The 16,181-nt window shown below is 64.0% G+C and carries 18 protein-coding genes; 5 read left to right on the top strand and 13 right to left on the bottom strand.

Features of this window, described 5'->3' with window-relative positions; translation table 11 throughout:
• Positions 1 to 59 precede the first annotated feature (59 nt).
• The 12 genes from flgI to motA form a co-directional block, all read right to left on the bottom strand.
• Positions 60 to 1,190 (bottom strand): flagellar basal body P-ring protein FlgI, encoded by a 1,131-nt coding sequence (gene flgI / locus GGD66_RS32080; RefSeq protein ID WP_018318443.1) that lies wholly within the window; start codon positions 1,188 to 1,190, stop codon positions 60 to 62.
• Positions 1,187 to 1,663 carry a flagellar basal body P-ring formation chaperone FlgA gene (gene flgA, locus GGD66_RS32075; RefSeq protein WP_092253775.1) on the bottom strand — a complete coding sequence of 159 codons (477 nt, stop codon included), beginning with the start codon at positions 1,661 to 1,663 and terminating at the stop codon, positions 1,187 to 1,189. The genes flgI and flgA overlap by 4 nt, the downstream gene beginning before the upstream one ends.
• Before the next feature lie 13 nt (positions 1,664 to 1,676).
• Positions 1,677 to 2,465, bottom strand: coding sequence for a flagellar basal-body rod protein FlgG (gene flgG / locus GGD66_RS32070; RefSeq protein WP_018318441.1), 789 nt, complete (start codon positions 2,463 to 2,465; stop codon positions 1,677 to 1,679).
• A gap of 17 nt (positions 2,466 to 2,482) precedes the next feature.
• Complete coding sequence (locus tag GGD66_RS32065) at positions 2,483 to 2,812, bottom strand: flagellar hook-basal body complex protein FliE (protein ID WP_018318440.1); 330 nt, start codon at positions 2,810 to 2,812, stop codon at positions 2,483 to 2,485.
• Positions 2,813 to 2,814: 2 nt separating this feature from the next.
• The gene (gene flgC, locus GGD66_RS32060; protein ID WP_028145745.1) at positions 2,815 to 3,231 is read right to left on the bottom strand and encodes a flagellar basal body rod protein FlgC; all 417 of its coding nucleotides are present in this window, start codon (positions 3,229 to 3,231) and stop codon (positions 2,815 to 2,817) included.
• Between the two features lie 11 nt (positions 3,232 to 3,242).
• On the bottom strand, positions 3,243 to 3,644 hold the full coding sequence (gene flgB / locus GGD66_RS32055; protein WP_092253777.1) for a flagellar basal body rod protein FlgB: 402 nt from the start codon (positions 3,642 to 3,644) through the stop codon (positions 3,243 to 3,245).
• Positions 3,645 to 3,708: 64 nt separating this feature from the next.
• Complete coding sequence (gene flhB / locus GGD66_RS32050; protein WP_179739269.1) at positions 3,709 to 4,794, bottom strand: flagellar biosynthesis protein FlhB; 1,086 nt, start codon at positions 4,792 to 4,794, stop codon at positions 3,709 to 3,711.
• A 13-nt stretch (positions 4,795 to 4,807) separates the two neighbouring features.
• On the bottom strand, positions 4,808 to 5,848 hold the full coding sequence (locus GGD66_RS32045; protein ID WP_018318436.1) for a flagellar motor switch protein FliG: 1,041 nt from the start codon (positions 5,846 to 5,848) through the stop codon (positions 4,808 to 4,810).
• A 2-nt stretch (positions 5,849 to 5,850) separates the two neighbouring features.
• Entirely contained in the window at positions 5,851 to 6,240 is a 390-nt protein-coding gene (fliN, locus tag GGD66_RS32040) for a flagellar motor switch protein FliN (RefSeq protein WP_092253781.1), read from the bottom strand.
• A gap of 76 nt (positions 6,241 to 6,316) precedes the next feature.
• A complete protein-coding gene (locus GGD66_RS32035; protein ID WP_092253783.1) occupies positions 6,317 to 6,631 on the bottom strand; it encodes a hypothetical protein in 315 nt (104 codons plus the stop codon).
• Complete coding sequence (locus GGD66_RS32030) at positions 6,612 to 7,553, bottom strand: flagellar motor switch protein FliM (RefSeq protein WP_092253785.1); 942 nt, start codon at positions 7,551 to 7,553, stop codon at positions 6,612 to 6,614. The genes GGD66_RS32035 and GGD66_RS32030 overlap by 20 nt, the downstream gene beginning before the upstream one ends.
• Entirely contained in the window at positions 7,550 to 8,446 is an 897-nt protein-coding gene (motA, locus tag GGD66_RS32025) for a flagellar motor stator protein MotA (RefSeq protein ID WP_028145751.1), read from the bottom strand. The genes GGD66_RS32030 and motA overlap by 4 nt, the downstream gene beginning before the upstream one ends.
• Before the next feature lie 143 nt (positions 8,447 to 8,589).
• On the opposite strand from motA, the gene GGD66_RS32020 reads away from it, so the two are divergent.
• The 4 genes from GGD66_RS32020 to GGD66_RS32005 all read left to right on the top strand — a co-directional run bounded on the left by GGD66_RS32020 (position 8,590) and on the right by GGD66_RS32005 (position 12,966).
• Positions 8,590 to 9,375, top strand: a complete 786-nt coding sequence (locus tag GGD66_RS32020; protein WP_092253787.1) for a DUF1217 domain-containing protein — start codon at positions 8,590 to 8,592, stop codon at positions 9,373 to 9,375.
• A gap of 3 nt (positions 9,376 to 9,378) precedes the next feature.
• Positions 9,379 to 10,107, top strand: a complete 729-nt coding sequence (gene flgF, locus GGD66_RS32015; protein WP_183260445.1) for a flagellar basal-body rod protein FlgF — start codon at positions 9,379 to 9,381, stop codon at positions 10,105 to 10,107.
• A gap of 42 nt (positions 10,108 to 10,149) precedes the next feature.
• Positions 10,150 to 11,475, top strand: a complete 1,326-nt coding sequence (gene fliI / locus GGD66_RS32010) for a flagellar protein export ATPase FliI (protein ID WP_183260443.1) — start codon at positions 10,150 to 10,152, stop codon at positions 11,473 to 11,475.
• 855 nt (positions 11,476 to 12,330) lie between these two features.
• Positions 12,331 to 12,966 carry a MarR family winged helix-turn-helix transcriptional regulator gene (locus GGD66_RS32005; RefSeq protein ID WP_018318428.1) on the top strand — a complete coding sequence of 212 codons (636 nt, stop codon included), beginning with the start codon at positions 12,331 to 12,333 and terminating at the stop codon, positions 12,964 to 12,966.
• A gap of 593 nt (positions 12,967 to 13,559) precedes the next feature.
• On the opposite strand, the gene GGD66_RS32000 is transcribed toward GGD66_RS32005, so the two are convergent.
• Positions 13,560 to 15,131, bottom strand: coding sequence for a porin (locus GGD66_RS32000; RefSeq protein ID WP_018318427.1), 1,572 nt, complete (start codon positions 15,129 to 15,131; stop codon positions 13,560 to 13,562).
• A 510-nt stretch (positions 15,132 to 15,641) separates the two neighbouring features.
• Here GGD66_RS32000 and GGD66_RS31995 point away from each other — a divergent pair.
• The gene (locus GGD66_RS31995; protein WP_018318426.1) at positions 15,642 to 16,121 is read left to right on the top strand and encodes a MarR family winged helix-turn-helix transcriptional regulator; all 480 of its coding nucleotides are present in this window, start codon (positions 15,642 to 15,644) and stop codon (positions 16,119 to 16,121) included.
• Positions 16,122 to 16,181 lie beyond the last annotated feature (60 nt).

Genomic DNA, 16,181 nt, shown 5'->3' with positions numbered 1-16,181 from the left:
GTGCGATTCTCGGTCGAGACCCCAGCATTGAGCGACCAAGCTTGCACGACGCTTGCGCATCATTGCACGATGACATCGGCCTGGAGCGCACCAGCCGTCTTGATCGCCTGCAGGATCGCGATGATGCCCGACGGCTTCAGGCCGATCTGGTTCAGCCCGCGCACCAGGCGCTGGAGATCGACCCCGCTGAGGATCGCCACCTGAGATCCGGCCTCGTTGGCCTCGACCACGGTCTGCGGGACCACCACGGTCTGCCCTCGCGAGAACGGCGCCGGCTGCGACACCACGGGCATCTCCGTGACACGAACCGTCAGATTGCCGTGCGTCACGGCGACGGTCGATATCCGCACGTCGCGCCCGATCACGACAGTGCCGGTGCGCTCGTTGATCACCACCCGGGCCGGCGTATCCGGCTCGACCGTCAGTTCCCCGATCTCGGCAAGGAAGCGGACAGGGCCGATGTGGCGCGGCTTCGACAGCACGATGGTGCGGTAGTCGCGTTCGAAGGCGATCTGCGCGCGGTAGCGTCCACCGGCGTAGCGGTTGATGGCGTCCAGGATGCGTGTTGCGGTGACGAAGTCGGGGTTCTTCAGCTGCAGCACCAGGAACTCCATCTCGTGGAGACTTCCTTGCACCTCGCGTTCGACCAGCGCACCGTTCGGGATGCGCCCGGCCGTCGGCGTGCCCTGACTGACGTTCTGCGCCTGGCCTCCGACGCTGTAACCGGCGACCGTGATCGCGCCCTGTGCCACCGCATAGACGGCGCCGTCCGCCGCGCGCAGCGAGGTCATGACCAGCGTACCGCCGAGCAGCGACGTCGCATCGCCGAGCGACGACACCGTCACGTCCATGCGCTCGCCGGGCCCGATCGAGGGCGTCAGGTCCGCAGTCACCATCACGGCCGCGACGTTGCGCGTGCGCAGCGTCGTCGGACGCGGGGGATTGTTGGTGCTCGTGGTCTCGTTCCTGACGTTGATGCCCATGTTCTCGAGCATCGATTGCAGGGACTGCTCCGTGAACGGCGCGTTGCGAAGCGTGTCGCCGGTGCCGTTCAGGCCGATGACGAGGCCGTAGCCGACGATCTGGTTTTCGCGCAGACCCTTGATGTCCGCGATGTCCTTGATGCGGACGGCGGCATGGGCGCTGGCGGCCGAAAGCAGCAGGACGAGCGCAAGCAGGATTCTGGTCATGACCCGTCCACGACCTTCACGGTGCCGTCCGGCTGGACCACGCCCCTGATGATCACCCCGGTATCCGTATTGCGCACCGGGATGAGCGCGCCGGACGCACCCGATTGCATCGCCGAGCCGTAAGTGACGATGGACAGGCCGCTGTCTTCCACCACGACCTTGACCATGGCGCCGCGGGCGACGGTCCAGGGGTCTTCCACCGAGTTGGTTGGGATGGGCTGGCCCGGCAGCAGCGCGCGCCGCGCCATGCGGCCGACCAGGACCTGGCGCCCTTCGACGAACATGGCAACGCCGAGCACGCTCGGCGCGAAGGCGCGCTCGGTGATCATGTCGTCCCGGATCAGCTCGCCGGCGCGGATTGCAACCGCCGGCACCGGAAGCCGCTTCTCCTCGGCCTCGGCGAGGCGCGCTGAAGCCAGAACCAGCAGCACGGCGGCCAACCCGCGCACGATCAGGCCCACCCTGTTCAACATCGAGACACCGGAACTAGCGCATGCCCTTCGATACTGTCTGGGCCATTTCGTCCGAGGCCTGGATGACCTTGGCATTCATTTCGTAGGCGCGCTGCGCCGAGATCAACTCGGTGATTTCCTTGACCGGGTCGACGTTCGAGGCTTCGAGCCATTTCTGGTTGATCTTGCCGTACCCGGAATCGCCAGGCAGGCCGACGACGGGCGTGCCCGACGCCGTGGTCTCCTTGTAGAGATTGCTGCCCAGCGGCTCGAGGCCCGCCTCATTGGCGAAGTTGGCGAGGTTGAGCTGGCCGATCTGGCGCGGGTTCACCTCGGTATCCAGCTTGGCGAAGACCTGGCCGGTCTGGTTGACCGTGACCTCGACCGTGCCCTGCGGTATTGTGATCGCGGGATCCAGCAGATAGCCGTCGATCGTGACGAGCTGGCCGTTGGCATTGGTGTTGAACGAGCCCGCGCGGGTGTATTGCACCTCGTTGTTCGGACCGAGCACCTGGAACCAGCCGCGGCCGTTGATCGCCATATCGTAGGGGTTGCCGGTCTGCGTCAGCGCGCCCTGGATGTGCAGCTTGCGGATCGCGGCCGACTTGACGCCGAGACCGAGATTGGCGCCTTCCGGGATCGGCGACGAACCGTTGACGTTCGCGACGCCCTGCATGCGGTCCATCTGGTAGAACAGATCGGTAAACTCGGCGCGCGCACGCTTGTACGACGTCGAATTGATGTTGGCGATATTGTTCGCGATGACTTCGATGTTGGTCTGCTGGGCGTTCATGCCCGTGGCCGCAATGGCGAGCGATTTCACAGCTTCATTCCTTCAGATCAAATCGACATCCGGACGACTTCCTGGTAGGCCTGCACGACCTTGTCGCGAACCGCGACCGCCGTCTGCAAGGCCTGCTCGGCCGACATCAGCGCCTCCACGACCTTGCGCGTCGATTCCTTGCCTTGCATCGCCGAGATCGACGCCGCTTCGCCTGCCTTCAGCGTCCCGATCGCGTCGGTCGTCACCTGCTTCATCACCGATTCGAAGCCGACATCGTCGGTGGACTGAATGGCGGTCGGAGCCGCCGGCGAGATGGCCTGCGCCTCGGTCGCACGGCTCGCCGCTTGCCCAGCGGAAATCGCAGTGGATGAAATTGCCTCAAGCATTGTCAGCTCCTCAAGAGGTCGATGGTCATGCCGAGCATCGACCTCACCTGTTTCACGACCTGGAGATTGGCTTCATAGGACCGGTTGACTTCCCGCATGTCGGCCATCTCGATCATCATGTTGACGTTCGGAAGCTTGACGTAGCCGGCCTTGTCGGCAGCGGGATGTCCCGGGTCGTACTCCACGCGGTACGGCGTGGTGTCGACCCCGATCTCCTTGACCTTCGCCAGCTGCGAGCCCGAGGCGCGATCCATCGCAGCATCGAAGGTGATCGTCTTGCGCTGATAGGGATCGGCGCCGGCGGTGCGCCCCGTCGAGGTCGCGTTCGCCAAATTCTCCGAGACGATGCGCATACGCGTCGACTGCGCTTCGAGCCCGGAGCTCGCGACCGTCAATGACGCTTGCAGTGAGTCCAGCATCTCAATTCACCTCAGCTCTTCGCGCTCGACAGCAGCATGCGGTGAAACGACCGCACGACTGCCGAGTTCATCGAGTAATCGCGACTGACGTCGCTGCCCTTGATCATTTCCTGCTCGAGGCTGACCGAATTGCCGGAGTGAACCACTTCCCAGCTGTCCTTCTTCGCGGTCGCCCGCGTGTCGGTCTCGGCCGCGGCCAGCTGCATGTGCGACGGCGACGTCATCGCAAGCCTCATCGGCAAGCCGTCGAGCACCTTGTTGAAGGGCTCGACGTCGCGCGCCTTGAAACCGGGCGTGTTGGCGTTGGCGACGTTTGTGGCGATGGTCGACTGGCGAAGCTCGAGGTACCGCGCCTGCGACGATGCGAGTTCGAAGAGATAAAGCGGTCCCACGACAGCCCCGTTCTGGTCCATTCGGGAGAAGCCTAGGGCGTTAAGCTTTCGTCAAGCTGTTGGGCCGGACGTCGTCCTCTGAATTCTACTGGACCTTCTCGGTGCGCGACGCCTGCTTCGACTGGAGGAAGTAGATGATCTCGGCGACGGGGCGGAAGAATTCCGCCGGGATCACCTGATCGACCTGCACCGCCTCGTAGAGTGCGCGCGCCAGCGCCTTGTTCTCGATCACCGGAATCCGATTCTGCTCGGCGACCTCGCGGATCTTCAGCGCGATCACGTCCATGCCCTTGGCCACCACGAGCGGCGCGGGATTTTCCTCGCGCTTGTAGCGCAATGCGATCGCGAAGTGCGTCGGGTTCGCGATTACCAGCGTCGCGCGCGATGCGGACGCGATCATCCGCTGCCGCGAGCGGTCGCGCGCCAGCGAGCGCAGGCGCGCCTTGATCAGCGGATCGCCTTCCGCCTGCTTGTGCTCGTCCTTGATCTCCTGCTTGGTCATGCGCAACTGGCGCCGCCAGTGGAAGCGTGCCCAGGCGAGATCGATCGCCACCAGGACGATGGTCGCGATGCAGATCGCCGAGACGATCCGCATCGCGATGTTGAGAATCATCTCCGGCAGCGCAACCGGATCGGTGTACATCGCCTCGAACGCCTTCGCCTCCGACGCGCGCAGCACGAAGGCGACCACGGAGGTCACCGCGGCTAGCTTGAACAGCGACTTGGCGAATTCGACCAGTCCCTGCGTTCCGAACAGACGGCTCCAGCCGCTGATCGGAGAGATTCGCGACAGGTCGGGCTTGATGCGCTCCAGCACCAGGCGCGGCGCGTTTTGCAGCAGCGAGGCGGCGAGCCCGAACGCGCCGAGGGTGACGACCAGCGGCACCAGGAAGCGCAGCGCCTGGAGGCCGACCACGGTGAGCAGGTTCTGCGCGTCCGCGCCGGTCGAGAGCGGGAAGCCTTCGGGATCGTCCAGGAGGTTCTTCAACGTCGGCGTCAATTGCTGCACGCCCTGGCCGATCAGGAACGCCTGAATGACCATCAGCGCGGCCATCGAGGCGAAAATGGAGGCCTCCCGAGAGACCGGGATCTTGCCCTGTTCGAGCGCATCACGGACTTTCTTCTCGGTCGGCTCTTCTGTCTTGCTCTCCTGATCGGATGATTCTGCCATGCCCGTTCAGCGGTCAGCGGAAGACCAGCTCATCCTCCTGGTCGGGATTGAGCTCGATTTCACCCTTCTCTGCGAGCTCGAGCGCGAGGTCGGTGATGACGCGGCGCGCCTCCAGCACGTCACGCTGGTTCGACGGCTCGCCGATGGCGAGCTCGTGCTCGACGACGCGGCGGACGCGCGAGGCGACCGCGGACAGGATCAGTTCGCGGAAATGCTTGTCGGTGCCCTTCAGCGCGACGACGATGCGATCGGTCGGCACCTGGTCGAAGATCATGGTGCGCGCCTTCGGCGCCAGGTTGATGACGTCGTCGAAAGTGAACAGCAGCTCCTTCAGCACTTCGGCCGACTTCGGCCGCTTCTCCGACAGGCTCTTGAGCATGTCCTCGATATGTCCGCGCTCCATCTTGTTGATGATGTCGGCGACGCGGGCGTAGGTGTCGGCGCCGAGGTTGCGGGCGAAGTTCAGCGTCAGATCCTCATGCAGCGTCTTCTCGAGCACCCTCATGGCGTCGTCGGCGATCGGCTTGAGGCTGAGTACGCGCCGCATCAATTCGTTGCGCAGGCTCGAGGGCAGCTGGCTCATGACCTTGGCGGCGCAGGCCGGCTTGACCTTGGACAGGATCAGCGCCGCGGTCTGCGGATGCTCCTTGGACAGGTAGCTCGCGAGCGAGTTTTCGGACACCGACGAGACACGGTCCCACACCGACCGGCTCGAATTGCCGAGCAGGTCCGACATGATCGCCGACACCTGGTCGGCCGGAAGCACGTCGCCGAGCACGGCCTCGAGGCCACCGAGGGTGCCGAGAATGTTCGCGCCCATAGAGAATTGCTGGGCGAACTCCTCGACGATGGATTCGAGTTCTTGCGCCGTGATCGGCCGCAGCTCGGCCGCGGCCTTGGTAACGATGCGAATATCCTGCGGCTCGAATTGCGCAAGCACGCTCGCGGCCGCCTGCCGGCCCATGGCCAGCAGCAGCGCCGCGACCTTTTCCGTGCCGCCCAGCGTGGCAACGCCTCGCTGCTTGACGGGAGCGATGCCGACCTGTGCCGCCATGGTCAGCTGTCACCCTGCCCCAGCGGTCCGACGATCTCCGTGAGCGAGACGCCGAAGCGGGAATTGTCCTCTTCGACGACGACCACCTCGCCGCGGGCGACGATGCGGCCGTTGACGACGACGTCGACGGGCTCGCCGACCCGATGGTCGAGCGGAACCACCGCGCCGCGCCCGAGCTTCATCAGGTTCGCCACCGGAATGGTCGCGGATCCCAGCACCACCTGCATGGTGACAGGAATACGCAGGATGGCATCGACATTGCCGAACTTGCCGCTCTCCTCCGCCGTGCGCGCGGCGATTTCCGCGAGCCGCTCCAGCGGAGAGGTGTCGGTATGCCCCTCGTCGGCGGCAGGTGCTCGCGTGGCAGAGTCATAGTCGAAGGATTGCGCCATCTGGTATCGCCTCTTGGTCTTTCCGCTCCCGGAACGCCTCGGCGTTCCGCTCGTATTGGTTCTGTCGGCTCTGGCTTCAGTGCTTGTTCACCTCAGCGCCGCCTGCGGTCGCGGCCGGCGCGAGCCCGCTGCGGGCGTCAAGCGCCGCGATCGCCTCGTGGGCCTGATCGATCTTGGTGGTCAGCACGTTGGCGAGCCGTCCGAGATTGGCGGTGGAATCATGCGCCGCGGTGATGACGGTGTCGAAGGCGCCCGCGGTCTCGTGGACGATGGTGGAGAATTCGCCCTGGTAGCTGCGCAGCCGCGCCAGCTCGCGGTGCATCCGCGTCACCCGCATGCTGGTGAAGGCGAGCGCGATCAGCAGCACGGCATCAACGAGATAGGATATCATCGACGAACTCCCGTTTCTGATCGACGGGATCGGCCACCTGCATGGCGTAATAGCCATCGAGCTGGCCGATCTGACACCAGAACAACACCTGGTTGTTGCTCTCGAGACGGGCCAGCGTGCGCGGCGTCGCCTCGAGCTCGAGCACCTGCCCCACCTTGAACTTCACGACGTCCTCGAGCGAAATCATCTTCTCGTCGAGCACCGCGCTCAGGGTCACCTCGGTCCGGTGGACCTCGCTCTCCATCTGCTCGCGCCAGCGCGGATCGGTCGCGCGACCGTCGCTGGCGGTGACCGTTGCAAGCTTCTGACGCAGCGGGTTGAGCGCGGAGTGCGGAATGATCAGGAACATCTGGCCGCCGCGGTAGAGTGCCTGCACCATCATGTTCGCACAGATCGACATGTTGCTGGCGCGCCCGATCGCCAGCGAGGCCATCGCCGTCTCGACCCGCTCGACGCGGAAGGTGACGTTCGACGTGCCGGCGAAGGCGCTCTGCAGCGCCTTGGCGAACCGCTCGAACAGCGCCTGGACCAGGCGGATCTCGATGTTCGAGAAAGTGCGTTCGACATCGAGCGGCGGTTCCGCGCCGTCGGATCCGAACATCGCCTCGACCATCGTAAACACGAAGTCGCGGTCCAGCATGATGATGACGCGCGAGTCCCACTGCTCGGCATAGAGCACCGCAGCGACCGCGTTGCCCTCGTAGTCCTTGATGATGTCGCCAAGGGGATCGTTGGTGATGCCGTTGACCGAGAAATAGCACGGCGTTCCCGCCATCGGCTGCAGGCTGTCGGTGCACGATGCCGCCATGCGATCGAAGATCACATTGAGCATCGGCATGCGTTCGATCGATATGCCGGCCGCGTCCAGCAGATAGTTCGGCAGCTGCTTGCGCTGATCGACCTCAACGTCTTCCATCATCATGCGCGGGCAGCCTTGGGTTCGGGCTCGGTGACGACGGCCTTGGGACCTGCGATCGTCTCGTTCTCGACGACGTCGATCGACGGCCGCTCGGTGCTCGCGATCATCTTGCGGCCGTGCTCGACGGCGATCTGCGGCATGGCGCCGTTCATGAACGCCAGCAGCGTCTGCTTGACGATGATGTAGGGCCGGCACTTCTTCTCGCGCGTCATCTTGATCTTGATCGCGAACGGCGAAAGAACGCCGTAGGACAGGAAGATGCCGGCGAAGGTGCCGACCAGGGCCGCGCCGATGAAGCCGCCCAGCAGCTTCGGGGACTGGTCGAGCGCGCCCATCGCCTTGATGACGCCGAGCACGGCGGCGACGATGCCCAGCGCCGGCAGCGCCTCGGACACCGTCACCAGCGCATGATAGGGCGCCAGCTTGCTCTTCACGATGGTGTGGATCTCCTCGTCCATCAGCGCCTCGATCTCGTGCGTGCGCGCGTTGCCCATGATGATGAGGCGGACGTAGTCGCAGATGAACTGGAGCAGCGAGGGATCTCCGAGCACGCTCGGAAACGCCTTGAAGATCTCGGAGGACGCGGGATCGTCGATATGAGCCTCGACCTCGTTGCGGCCCTTGCCCCTGAGCTCGCGCATCAGGGCGTGGAGCGCGCCGAGCAGATCAAGGTAGTAGCGTTGGCCGGGCACCGCGCCGGTGATGGCCTGCATGCAGGCAACGCCGGTATCCACCACCGTCTTCCACGGATTGGCGACGATGAACGTGCCGACCGCGGTCCCCATGATGATCACGAACTCCCACGGCTGCATGAGCACGGCCAAATGCCCGCCCATGGCGGCAAATCCGCCGAGCAGCGCCGCTACCGTGATGAAAATCCCCACGAAACTGCCCAACGCGCCGCTCCATCGCCAATCCCACCGGGAATATCTAGTCGGCGAGCCTTGCGCGAAGCTGGCTTCCCGCCTCGCCAGCCCCGCGCAAGCAATCGGCGGCAGCTTGGGGCGGCGTCGCAACAGCGGCCAGAGGGGCGCGTGTCATGCTATCCACCATCGCGGACTACACCAGACTGACCAAGGACATGGGCAAATCGCTGACGCAGGTCGCGACACAGCCGGATGTCAGCCGCGAGACCGACTATTTCCTGAGCCATATCGGCAACGTGAAGACGATCGACGACTTCCTGAAGGACTATCGCCTCTATTCCTACGCGATGAAGGCCTTTGGCCTCAGCGACATGACCTACGCCAAGGCGTTCATGCGCAAGGTGCTGACCGAGGGTGTCGGGAACAAGAACACCTTCGCCAACAAGCTGACCGACACCCGCTACCGGGAATTCGCCACCGCCTTCAATTTCGCCGCCCTCGGCAGCAACGCGACGAAGACCACCCAGGCGACGACCGGGACGGCGACCCATTACGTCACGCAGACGATGGAGCAGAAGGCCGGCGACCAGAACGAGGGCCTGCGGTTGGCGCTCTATTTCACCCGCAAGGCCTCCACGATCACGACCGCCTACCAGGTGCTCGCGGACAAGGCGCTGACGCAGGTGGTTCAGACCGCGCTGGGCCTGCCCTCGACAATCAGCGCGGCCGACATCGACGCCCAGGCCAAGATGATCACGAACAGGGTCAAGCTTACCGATTTCCAGGACCCGGCCAAGGTCACCAAATTCGTGCAGCGCTTTGCGGCGATGTGGGATGCGACCCAGGCCCAGAGCGACAATTCGACCAATCCCGCGCTAGTCCTGATCGGCGGTGCCAGCTCGGCCAGCATGGATATCAACATGCTCTCGAAACTTCAGTCCCTCCGGTTCGGAAAGTAGACCATGCAATCGGCCCTCTATGTGGGATTGTCGGCCCAGGTCGCTCTCGAAAAGCGCCTCCAGACGATCGCCAACAACGTCGCCAACGTCAACACGGCGGCATTCCGCACCGACGTGGTGAAGTTCGAGACCGTGCTGTCCAGGGCGGGCGCAAACCCGGTCGCCTTCTCCTCGCCCGGCGACAACATCATCTCGCGCGAGCAAGGCAACATCACCGAGAGCGGCAATCCGCTCGACGTCGCCGTGGTCGGCCAGGGCTGGATCGCCTTCGCAGGTCCCAACGGCACGGTCTATACCCGCGACGGCCGGCTCCAGATCGCCGCCAACGGCGATCTTCAGACCGTAAGCGGCTTTCCCGTCGTCGATTCCGGCGGCGCGCAGATCACGCTGGACCCGAACGGCGGACCGATCTCGATCTCGCGCAGCGGCGCGATCACCCAGGACAACAACGAGATCGGCACCATCGGCCTGTTCAACATTCCCGCTGACGCCAATCTCGAGCGCTACGGCAATTCCGGCGTGACGCCGGACCGACCTGCGAGCGCCATCGCCGATTTCTCCCGCGACGGCTTCAAGCAAGGCTATGTCGAGGGCTCCGGCGCCAATCCGATGATGGAATTGACCAAGCTGATCGCGGCCTCGCGTGCCTTCGACGGCACCAATTCGATGATCGAGGGCACCGAAAGCTCGCTGCAGAACGCAATCCGGACGCTGGGCGAACCCGGCAAGTAGACCGCGCCTCGCGCGCATTGAGATTGAGGTTGGACGGTTTCCTTGAACGCTCTTCGGCAACTCGAGTGGGCGCTGCTGGAGCTTCAGCAGAGCACTCCCCTGGCAAGCGTCAGCGGCGCGATCTCCGAGATCGCGCCGACGCATTTCCGTGTCTCCGGCCTGTCGCGCTTCGTCAGGCTCGGCGAGCTCATCGGCGTCAATTCGGGCGGCAAGCCGCAGATCGGCGAAGTGGTGCGAATCGACAGCGAGGGCATCGTCGCCAAGCCGTTCGACCGGCAGTTCGCCGGCGGCCTCGGCTCGGTCGCCTACCGGATGCCGCCCTTGTCCTTTGCGCCCGATCCGAGCTGGAAGGGTCGCGTCATCAACGCCCTCGGCGCGCCGCTGGATGGATTGGGGCCCCTCACGCCGGGCCCACAGGCGGTCTCGGCGGAGGCTGAGGCGCCCTCGGCCATGAAGCGCGCACGCGTGCACAAGCCGCTGCGCACCGGCGTACGCGTCATCGATTTGTTCGCACCGATCTGCGCCGGCCAGCGCGTCGGCATCTTTGCCGGCTCCGGCGTCGGCAAATCGACGCTGCTTGCGATGCTCGCCCGCAGCCAGGGTTTCGACACCGTCGTACTGGCCCTGGTCGGCGAGCGCGGCCGCGAGGTGCGCGAGTTCATCGAGGATGTGCTGGGCAATGATCGCCAGCGCGCCGTCACCATCGTGTCGACCGGAGACGAAAGCCCGATGATGCGGCGGCTGGCGCCGAAGACGGCGATGGCGGTCGCGGAATATTTCCGCGACCGGGGCGAATCGGTGCTGCTCATGGTCGATTCGATCACGCGTTTCGCCCACGCCGCCCGCGAGGTCGCGCTCGCCGCCGGCGAGCCTGCGGTCGCGCGCGGCTACGCGCCGACGGTCTTCACCGATCTGCCACGCCTTCTGGAGCGCGCCGGGCCCGGCGAGGAAGGTGCCGGCACCATCACCGGAATCTTCTCGGTGCTGGTCGACGGCGACGATCACAACGAGCCGATCGCCGATACCATCCGCAGCACGCTCGATGGGCACATCGTGCTCTCCAGGCACATCGCCGACCAGGCGCGCTATCCGGCCGTCGATGTGCTCGCTTCGGTCTCGCGCCTCGCCCACAACGTCTGGGATCCCGAAGAGCGCGAATTGGTCAGCAAGCTGCGCGCCTTGATCGCCAAATACGAGGACACGCGCGACCTTCGCCTGATGGGCGGCTATCAATCGGGACGTGATTCGGGCCTCGACCAGGCGGTCGACATGGTTCCGAGAATCTACGGCGCGATGCGGCAGGACGCTTCGGCTCCGCCGAGTGCCGATCCGTTCCGCGAGCTGCGAGACATGCTCAAGGGCGAATAGCAGCGCGAGGGGCCGCGACCGCCCGCAACATGCGCCGCTATCCTGCTCCTGCCCGTTGTTTTCGACAGGAGATTGCGCATGCCGCCACGCCGCCGGCGCATGCGCCGCACGGCCGTCGCCGGTTTTCCGCCCTGAGCGCGGCCACCACTCGGGTGAGAGCAGCGGACGACCGCGCCGGATGCGACCGCACCGGCGATTCTGCGAGCAAACGGTCAACAACCGGCGCGTGTAATTCTTCCGAATTCCCTTGACGATTCTCCGGCTCCACCCACAAGTTGTGGATGACCTGCCGAACTCATCGTCGTCATGCACAAGCTTCGATCAATTTGCGTCGATCACGGACAGCAGGACGCCGTGCAATCATGGCGTCGCAGAGTTGAGTGCATGCTGCTTGCCGGACAGCGTATTGCGTTCACTATCATGTGTCCCGATGAGCGAGATTGTCTTGAACGTTACATTCGCCTGCAACGACATCTGGGCTCCGCGAGCGTCTCTACTTGATTTTGTTGAGAAGCTCATTCATCGTTTCGACGGAATATAAGAAACGTCTGCGTGTGACTTGAACTCAGGGGCTTCGGTTGAACTATTCCGATCCATCGTCGGCTGGCGACGGCAACTCGGGCTCCCGTGCGACGACGCTGTTGGCATGCCAACGACGCAGTTCGTCACTCCGAAGCACGCGACGCGCATCGGTCCAGGTCGGCCGCGCTATAATTCGTTCCTACGAACGAGAGCTCGACACGACGCGTTCGCCGGACAGCTGCAGCCGTTCGATGTCTTTCGAAGGTTTCGCGGACCAGGATGCAAAGCGGCTTCGGGGCGCCGCAGACGAAGTTCCGGGGACGAGGTAGATTCATGCCATTGGCACGGGAAGCCGTCGAGCTGCTGGTTCAGGCGGCGAGGGCTTGGTATTTCGAAGGCAATCAGCATGGATTGCGCGATCGCGAATGGATGGCGCTGCGCTTTCTCGGCCGCGCCAACAGATTTTCGCGCACGCCGTCCGCGCTGGCCGGCTTCATCGGCGCCACCAGAGCAACTGCATCGCAGATCGTGAAAACGCTGGAGAGCAAATCCTTTCTGGTGCGCAAGCCGTCGCAAGAGGACAAGCGTTCTGTCGTCCTGCACGTCACCGCCCAGGGCGAGAAATGCCTGAACCAGCACGACCCGATCAATCACGTCGTCAATGCGGTCACCTCGCTTGGAAACGACGAATGCGTCAGGCTGCGCGACTCGCTCCGCGAAGTTCTCAATCACCTCGACGCGGCCCATCAGCGGCTCGATGCCAGTGTCTGCCGGGACTGCATGTTTCTCGCCGAACGCGGCCCGGCTACCTCCAAAGGACGCGCGAGCGCCGAATTCATGTGCCGGCTGTATCGCGCTCCAGTCTCGCTCGATGAGACCGAACTGCTGTGCACCAGTTTCGAGCGCACCCGCGACCGCCCCAAGATCGAGGAGCATCTCGACCGCGCGCGGATGGCAAGCCAGGGCTGAGACGCACGCAATTTCCGCGCGAGTGGTTGCGGCACAGCCCGCGGACAACTTCGCAGCGCCGGTCTCTGAACAACGCATGCAGTTCCCTCGTGTCCCCGGACAAGCCGCAACGCTGACAACGTTGCTGCGCAGATGCTTCGCATCGCCAGGGAGACGCTGCGCTGCGTCCGGGGCACGCGAGCGGAGTTATGACGCCCGCTCTCTCCACGCCGTCATTGCGAGCGCAGCGAAGCAATCCAAACTCTTTCCACGGAAGGATTCGGGATTGCTTCGTCGCAAGAGCTCCCCGCAATGATCGAGCGTCCTGCAATCACCACTGTCGCTGAAACCGAATTTCGGTAGATCGAAATATTTGCACCGCGATTCTCAGCGCAGCGAAACAGGCTCGGTTGCCGTAGCCCGGATTGAGCGCCAGCGTAATCCGGGACGGCCCGCGATGCGGGGCGAGCGGTCCCTACACCATCGGGCAGCGCATTCACGCGACCCGTTGGCTCGATCCGGGCAACGGGGGCGTCAGGCATCACGCGGGATGGGCGCACAAAAAAACACCCGGCGGTTTCCCGCCGGGTGTTCATCACGTGGTTCGAAAGATCTTACCAGTTGCGCTGGGCGCGGAGCAGCAGGGTGACGCTGTCCTGATCCTTCAGCTCGTACAGGGCGGCCGGCTTGGCCGTCGTGCCGGCACCGGCGTAGCCAACCGTGCCCGAGTACTTCTGGTCGAGACGGGTCCAGTTCAGGTCGCCCGAGAACGTCAGGTTCTTGACCGGGGTCCAGCGGGTGATGATACCGACCTGGCCGACGGCGAAGTCAGGGTTACAACCCGTGACACCGGCGAGACCGCCGAACACGCCGCCTGCACCGCCAGCGCCGCAGAGAGCGGTCTTGGCGACCGAGCCGTACTGCGCCTGAGCGTAGGCGCCGTAGAGCGCGGTGTTCCAGTAGGGATCCCAGTTGTGGGTGTAAGCACCGCGGAAGCCCCAGGTCTTGACGGTTTCCTGCTGGCCGCCCGTGACGAACACGGTGTCCGGAGCATAGGCAAAGCCGACGCTCTGATAGGCAACGCCCGAGCTGCCGAACATCGAGTAGCTGCTGCCCGCCAGGTTCTGGAAGTTGTAGCGGGTCGCGCCGTCGGTGTAGACGCCCGAAATGTTGATCACGTCACCCGCGCCGGTCGGGATGTTCTTGATCGACAGAGCGAGCTGAACCGCCCAGCCCCACTTGTCGTCGGGGTGACCGGTGGCTTCGTTGGCGCCGTAGTAGGCGACGTGGTTGTCGTGAGCGGCGACCGACGCCTGGAACATGCCCCAAGCCTGGTCGACACGAACCATACCGACGAGGTTCGGCGAACGCGAGCCGCCGATGGCGTTGGTGCCGTACGTACCGCCGACCATGCTGCCGACGGTCGCGCCGGTCAGGTTCACGTTGCCGGCCTGGTAGTAGGCCGTCGCGTCTTCCGCCGAGAACGAAGCCGTCACGCCCTGACCGAAGTCAGCGGTGTAGGTGAACTGGTTGACACCAGTGACCGTGCCGCTGCCGCCGACGAGGCTGTCGATGTTGTTGCCGGGATAGTTGGTCCAGGGCGCATCGAACTGCGACACGGCCTTACCCATGGTGAAGCCGGCGAACTGGATGAAGGCGTAGTACACGCCGAGCGAACCGCCCGAGGTGTTGCCGTCGGTGCCGTTGATCGACGAACCAACGAGCGCCGGCGTCGCGCCGGAGGTGTTGAGGCCGAGGTTGCCGGTATAGACCGTGCCGCCCGTCGCGGAGCCGGAGCCCTGATAGCCGCCGGTGGTCCAGGTGAACACGCCGTCGAAGAAGGTACGGACGACGCCGTATTCGGTCGCGGTGCGCGTGTCGATGTTGAGATCCTGACGAGCGCGCATCTGGTAGTAGTTGCTGAGGCGGTTGTGCGCACCAGCCGGGGAGCCGTTCGAGATGCCGTAGTTGCTGTTGGTGTTGAACGCGACTTCAGCGCGCAGATAACCACCCAGCTTGATGCAGGTGTCGGTGCCCGGGATGTAGTAGAAGCCGGCGCCGTACAGCGAGCAGATCTTCACGTATTCGACGGCCTTGGCCTTCACGGGCAGATCGGCTGCGAACGCCCCGGAGACGGCCATCAGGCCGGCAGCCGAGCCGAGAAAGAGCGTCTTCGTCAACTTCATTAGTAAACCTCCAGGTCGGTTCAGGGGGCTCGGCTCCTCGGAGGACGCCGCTTGACCCACTTAATTTCCGTTCAATTCAGGTCCGCACTGAAGGTCCGGACTGAAACGACAGTGAGGTGCCCCCCCTCCGTCGTAGCTCACGTATAGTTTATAAAAACAACGGCCTCAATTTATTGATTTAGTGAATCGTAACTTCCATCCGAGATGTTGCTCAAGCGCAACAAAGACGATTGGCGCGGCAACTAACTCTTTATTACAAAACGAAAAAGCCCTCAGGGGGCATCCCGAGGGCTTTCTTGGAGGTCTCACATCGCTGTCCATCGACAGGGTCAAGAGCAGCAAAGATTGAGTGGGAGGAGACGTAATTTAATTAATTGCTTTTTGCAAGTACTAAACCGCCGAACCGTTTCCGCCGTGCGGTGTCCGCCACAATTGTCCACGCGCGATATGCGAGACGATTCCCCAATATCCCATTAAAAGAGTGAACTGAGGGAAACGGGGGGCAGCCACATGATCGAGAAGAAACTCGACAGGGCGATTACGGACTTCATCTGGAACGTCGTCGAAATTCACTCCCAGCTGGAGGACATCCATACCTGCTGGGCCGGACTGCTGGGCATCACCGAGCCGCAGTGGCTGATCCTGATGGCGATCACCGAACTGGACGACGGGCGCGGCGTCGCCGGCATCGATATCGCGAACAAGTTGCGGGTCCACCCGGCCTTCGTGACCAACCAGACCAAGAGCCTCGAAAAGGGCGGCTTCCTGTCGCGGCGGCCGGCACCGGACGATGCCCGCTTCGTTCTGATGTCGCTGACGGAGAAGGCCACGACGGAAATCGAAAAACTATCCAAGAGAAAGCTCGCCTTGAATTCGACCATCTTCAACGAGCTCGACGAGAAGACCCTGGCTGAACTGAATGCCGCGCTGGCAACGATCGCCAGGAACGCGCGGCTGGCGGCACGATTGCTGGCTATCGACGTGTCGTGACGCGCGCCTTGGCGTCGAGGCGACCGCCCGAAGCATGGCGGCAAACACCGCGCTCAAATG

It is taken from the genome of Bradyrhizobium sp. CIR48 (assembly GCF_014198315.1).
Lineage (GTDB): Bacteria > Pseudomonadota > Alphaproteobacteria > Rhizobiales > Xanthobacteraceae > Bradyrhizobium.
This window is presented reverse-complemented; position numbering and strand designations above follow the sequence as displayed.

Coding starts and splice junctions, on each gene's coding strand:
- flgI (WP_018318443.1), bottom strand. CDS start 1,190: ATGACCAGAATCCTGCTTGCGCTCGTCCTGCTGCTTTCGGCCGCCAGC.
- flgA (WP_092253775.1), bottom strand. CDS start 1,663: ATGTTGAACAGGGTGGGCCTGATCGTGCGCGGGTTGGCCGCCGTGCTG.
- GGD66_RS32065 (WP_018318440.1), bottom strand. CDS start 2,812: ATGCTTGAGGCAATTTCATCCACTGCGATTTCCGCTGGGCAAGCGGCG.
- flgC (WP_028145745.1), bottom strand. CDS start 3,231: ATGCTGGACTCACTGCAAGCGTCATTGACGGTCGCGAGCTCCGGGCTC.
- flgB (WP_092253777.1), bottom strand. CDS start 3,644: ATGGACCAGAACGGGGCTGTCGTGGGACCGCTTTATCTCTTCGAACTC.
- flhB (WP_179739269.1), bottom strand. CDS start 4,794: ATGGCAGAATCATCCGATCAGGAGAGCAAGACAGAAGAGCCGACCGAG.
- GGD66_RS32045 (WP_018318436.1), bottom strand. CDS start 5,848: ATGGCGGCACAGGTCGGCATCGCTCCCGTCAAGCAGCGAGGCGTTGCC.
- fliN (WP_092253781.1), bottom strand. CDS start 6,240: ATGGCGCAATCCTTCGACTATGACTCTGCCACGCGAGCACCTGCCGCC.
- GGD66_RS32035 (WP_092253783.1), bottom strand. CDS start 6,631: ATGATATCCTATCTCGTTGATGCCGTGCTGCTGATCGCGCTCGCCTTC.
- GGD66_RS32030 (WP_092253785.1), bottom strand. CDS start 7,553: ATGATGATGGAAGACGTTGAGGTCGATCAGCGCAAGCAGCTGCCGAAC.
- GGD66_RS32020 (WP_092253787.1), top strand. CDS start 8,590: ATGCTATCCACCATCGCGGACTACACCAGACTGACCAAGGACATGGGC.
- flgF (WP_183260445.1), top strand. CDS start 9,379: ATGCAATCGGCCCTCTATGTGGGATTGTCGGCCCAGGTCGCTCTCGAA.
- GGD66_RS32005 (WP_018318428.1), top strand. CDS start 12,331: ATGCCATTGGCACGGGAAGCCGTCGAGCTGCTGGTTCAGGCGGCGAGG.
- GGD66_RS32000 (WP_018318427.1), bottom strand. CDS start 15,131: ATGAAGTTGACGAAGACGCTCTTTCTCGGCTCGGCTGCCGGCCTGATG.
- GGD66_RS31995 (WP_018318426.1), top strand. CDS start 15,642: ATGATCGAGAAGAAACTCGACAGGGCGATTACGGACTTCATCTGGAAC.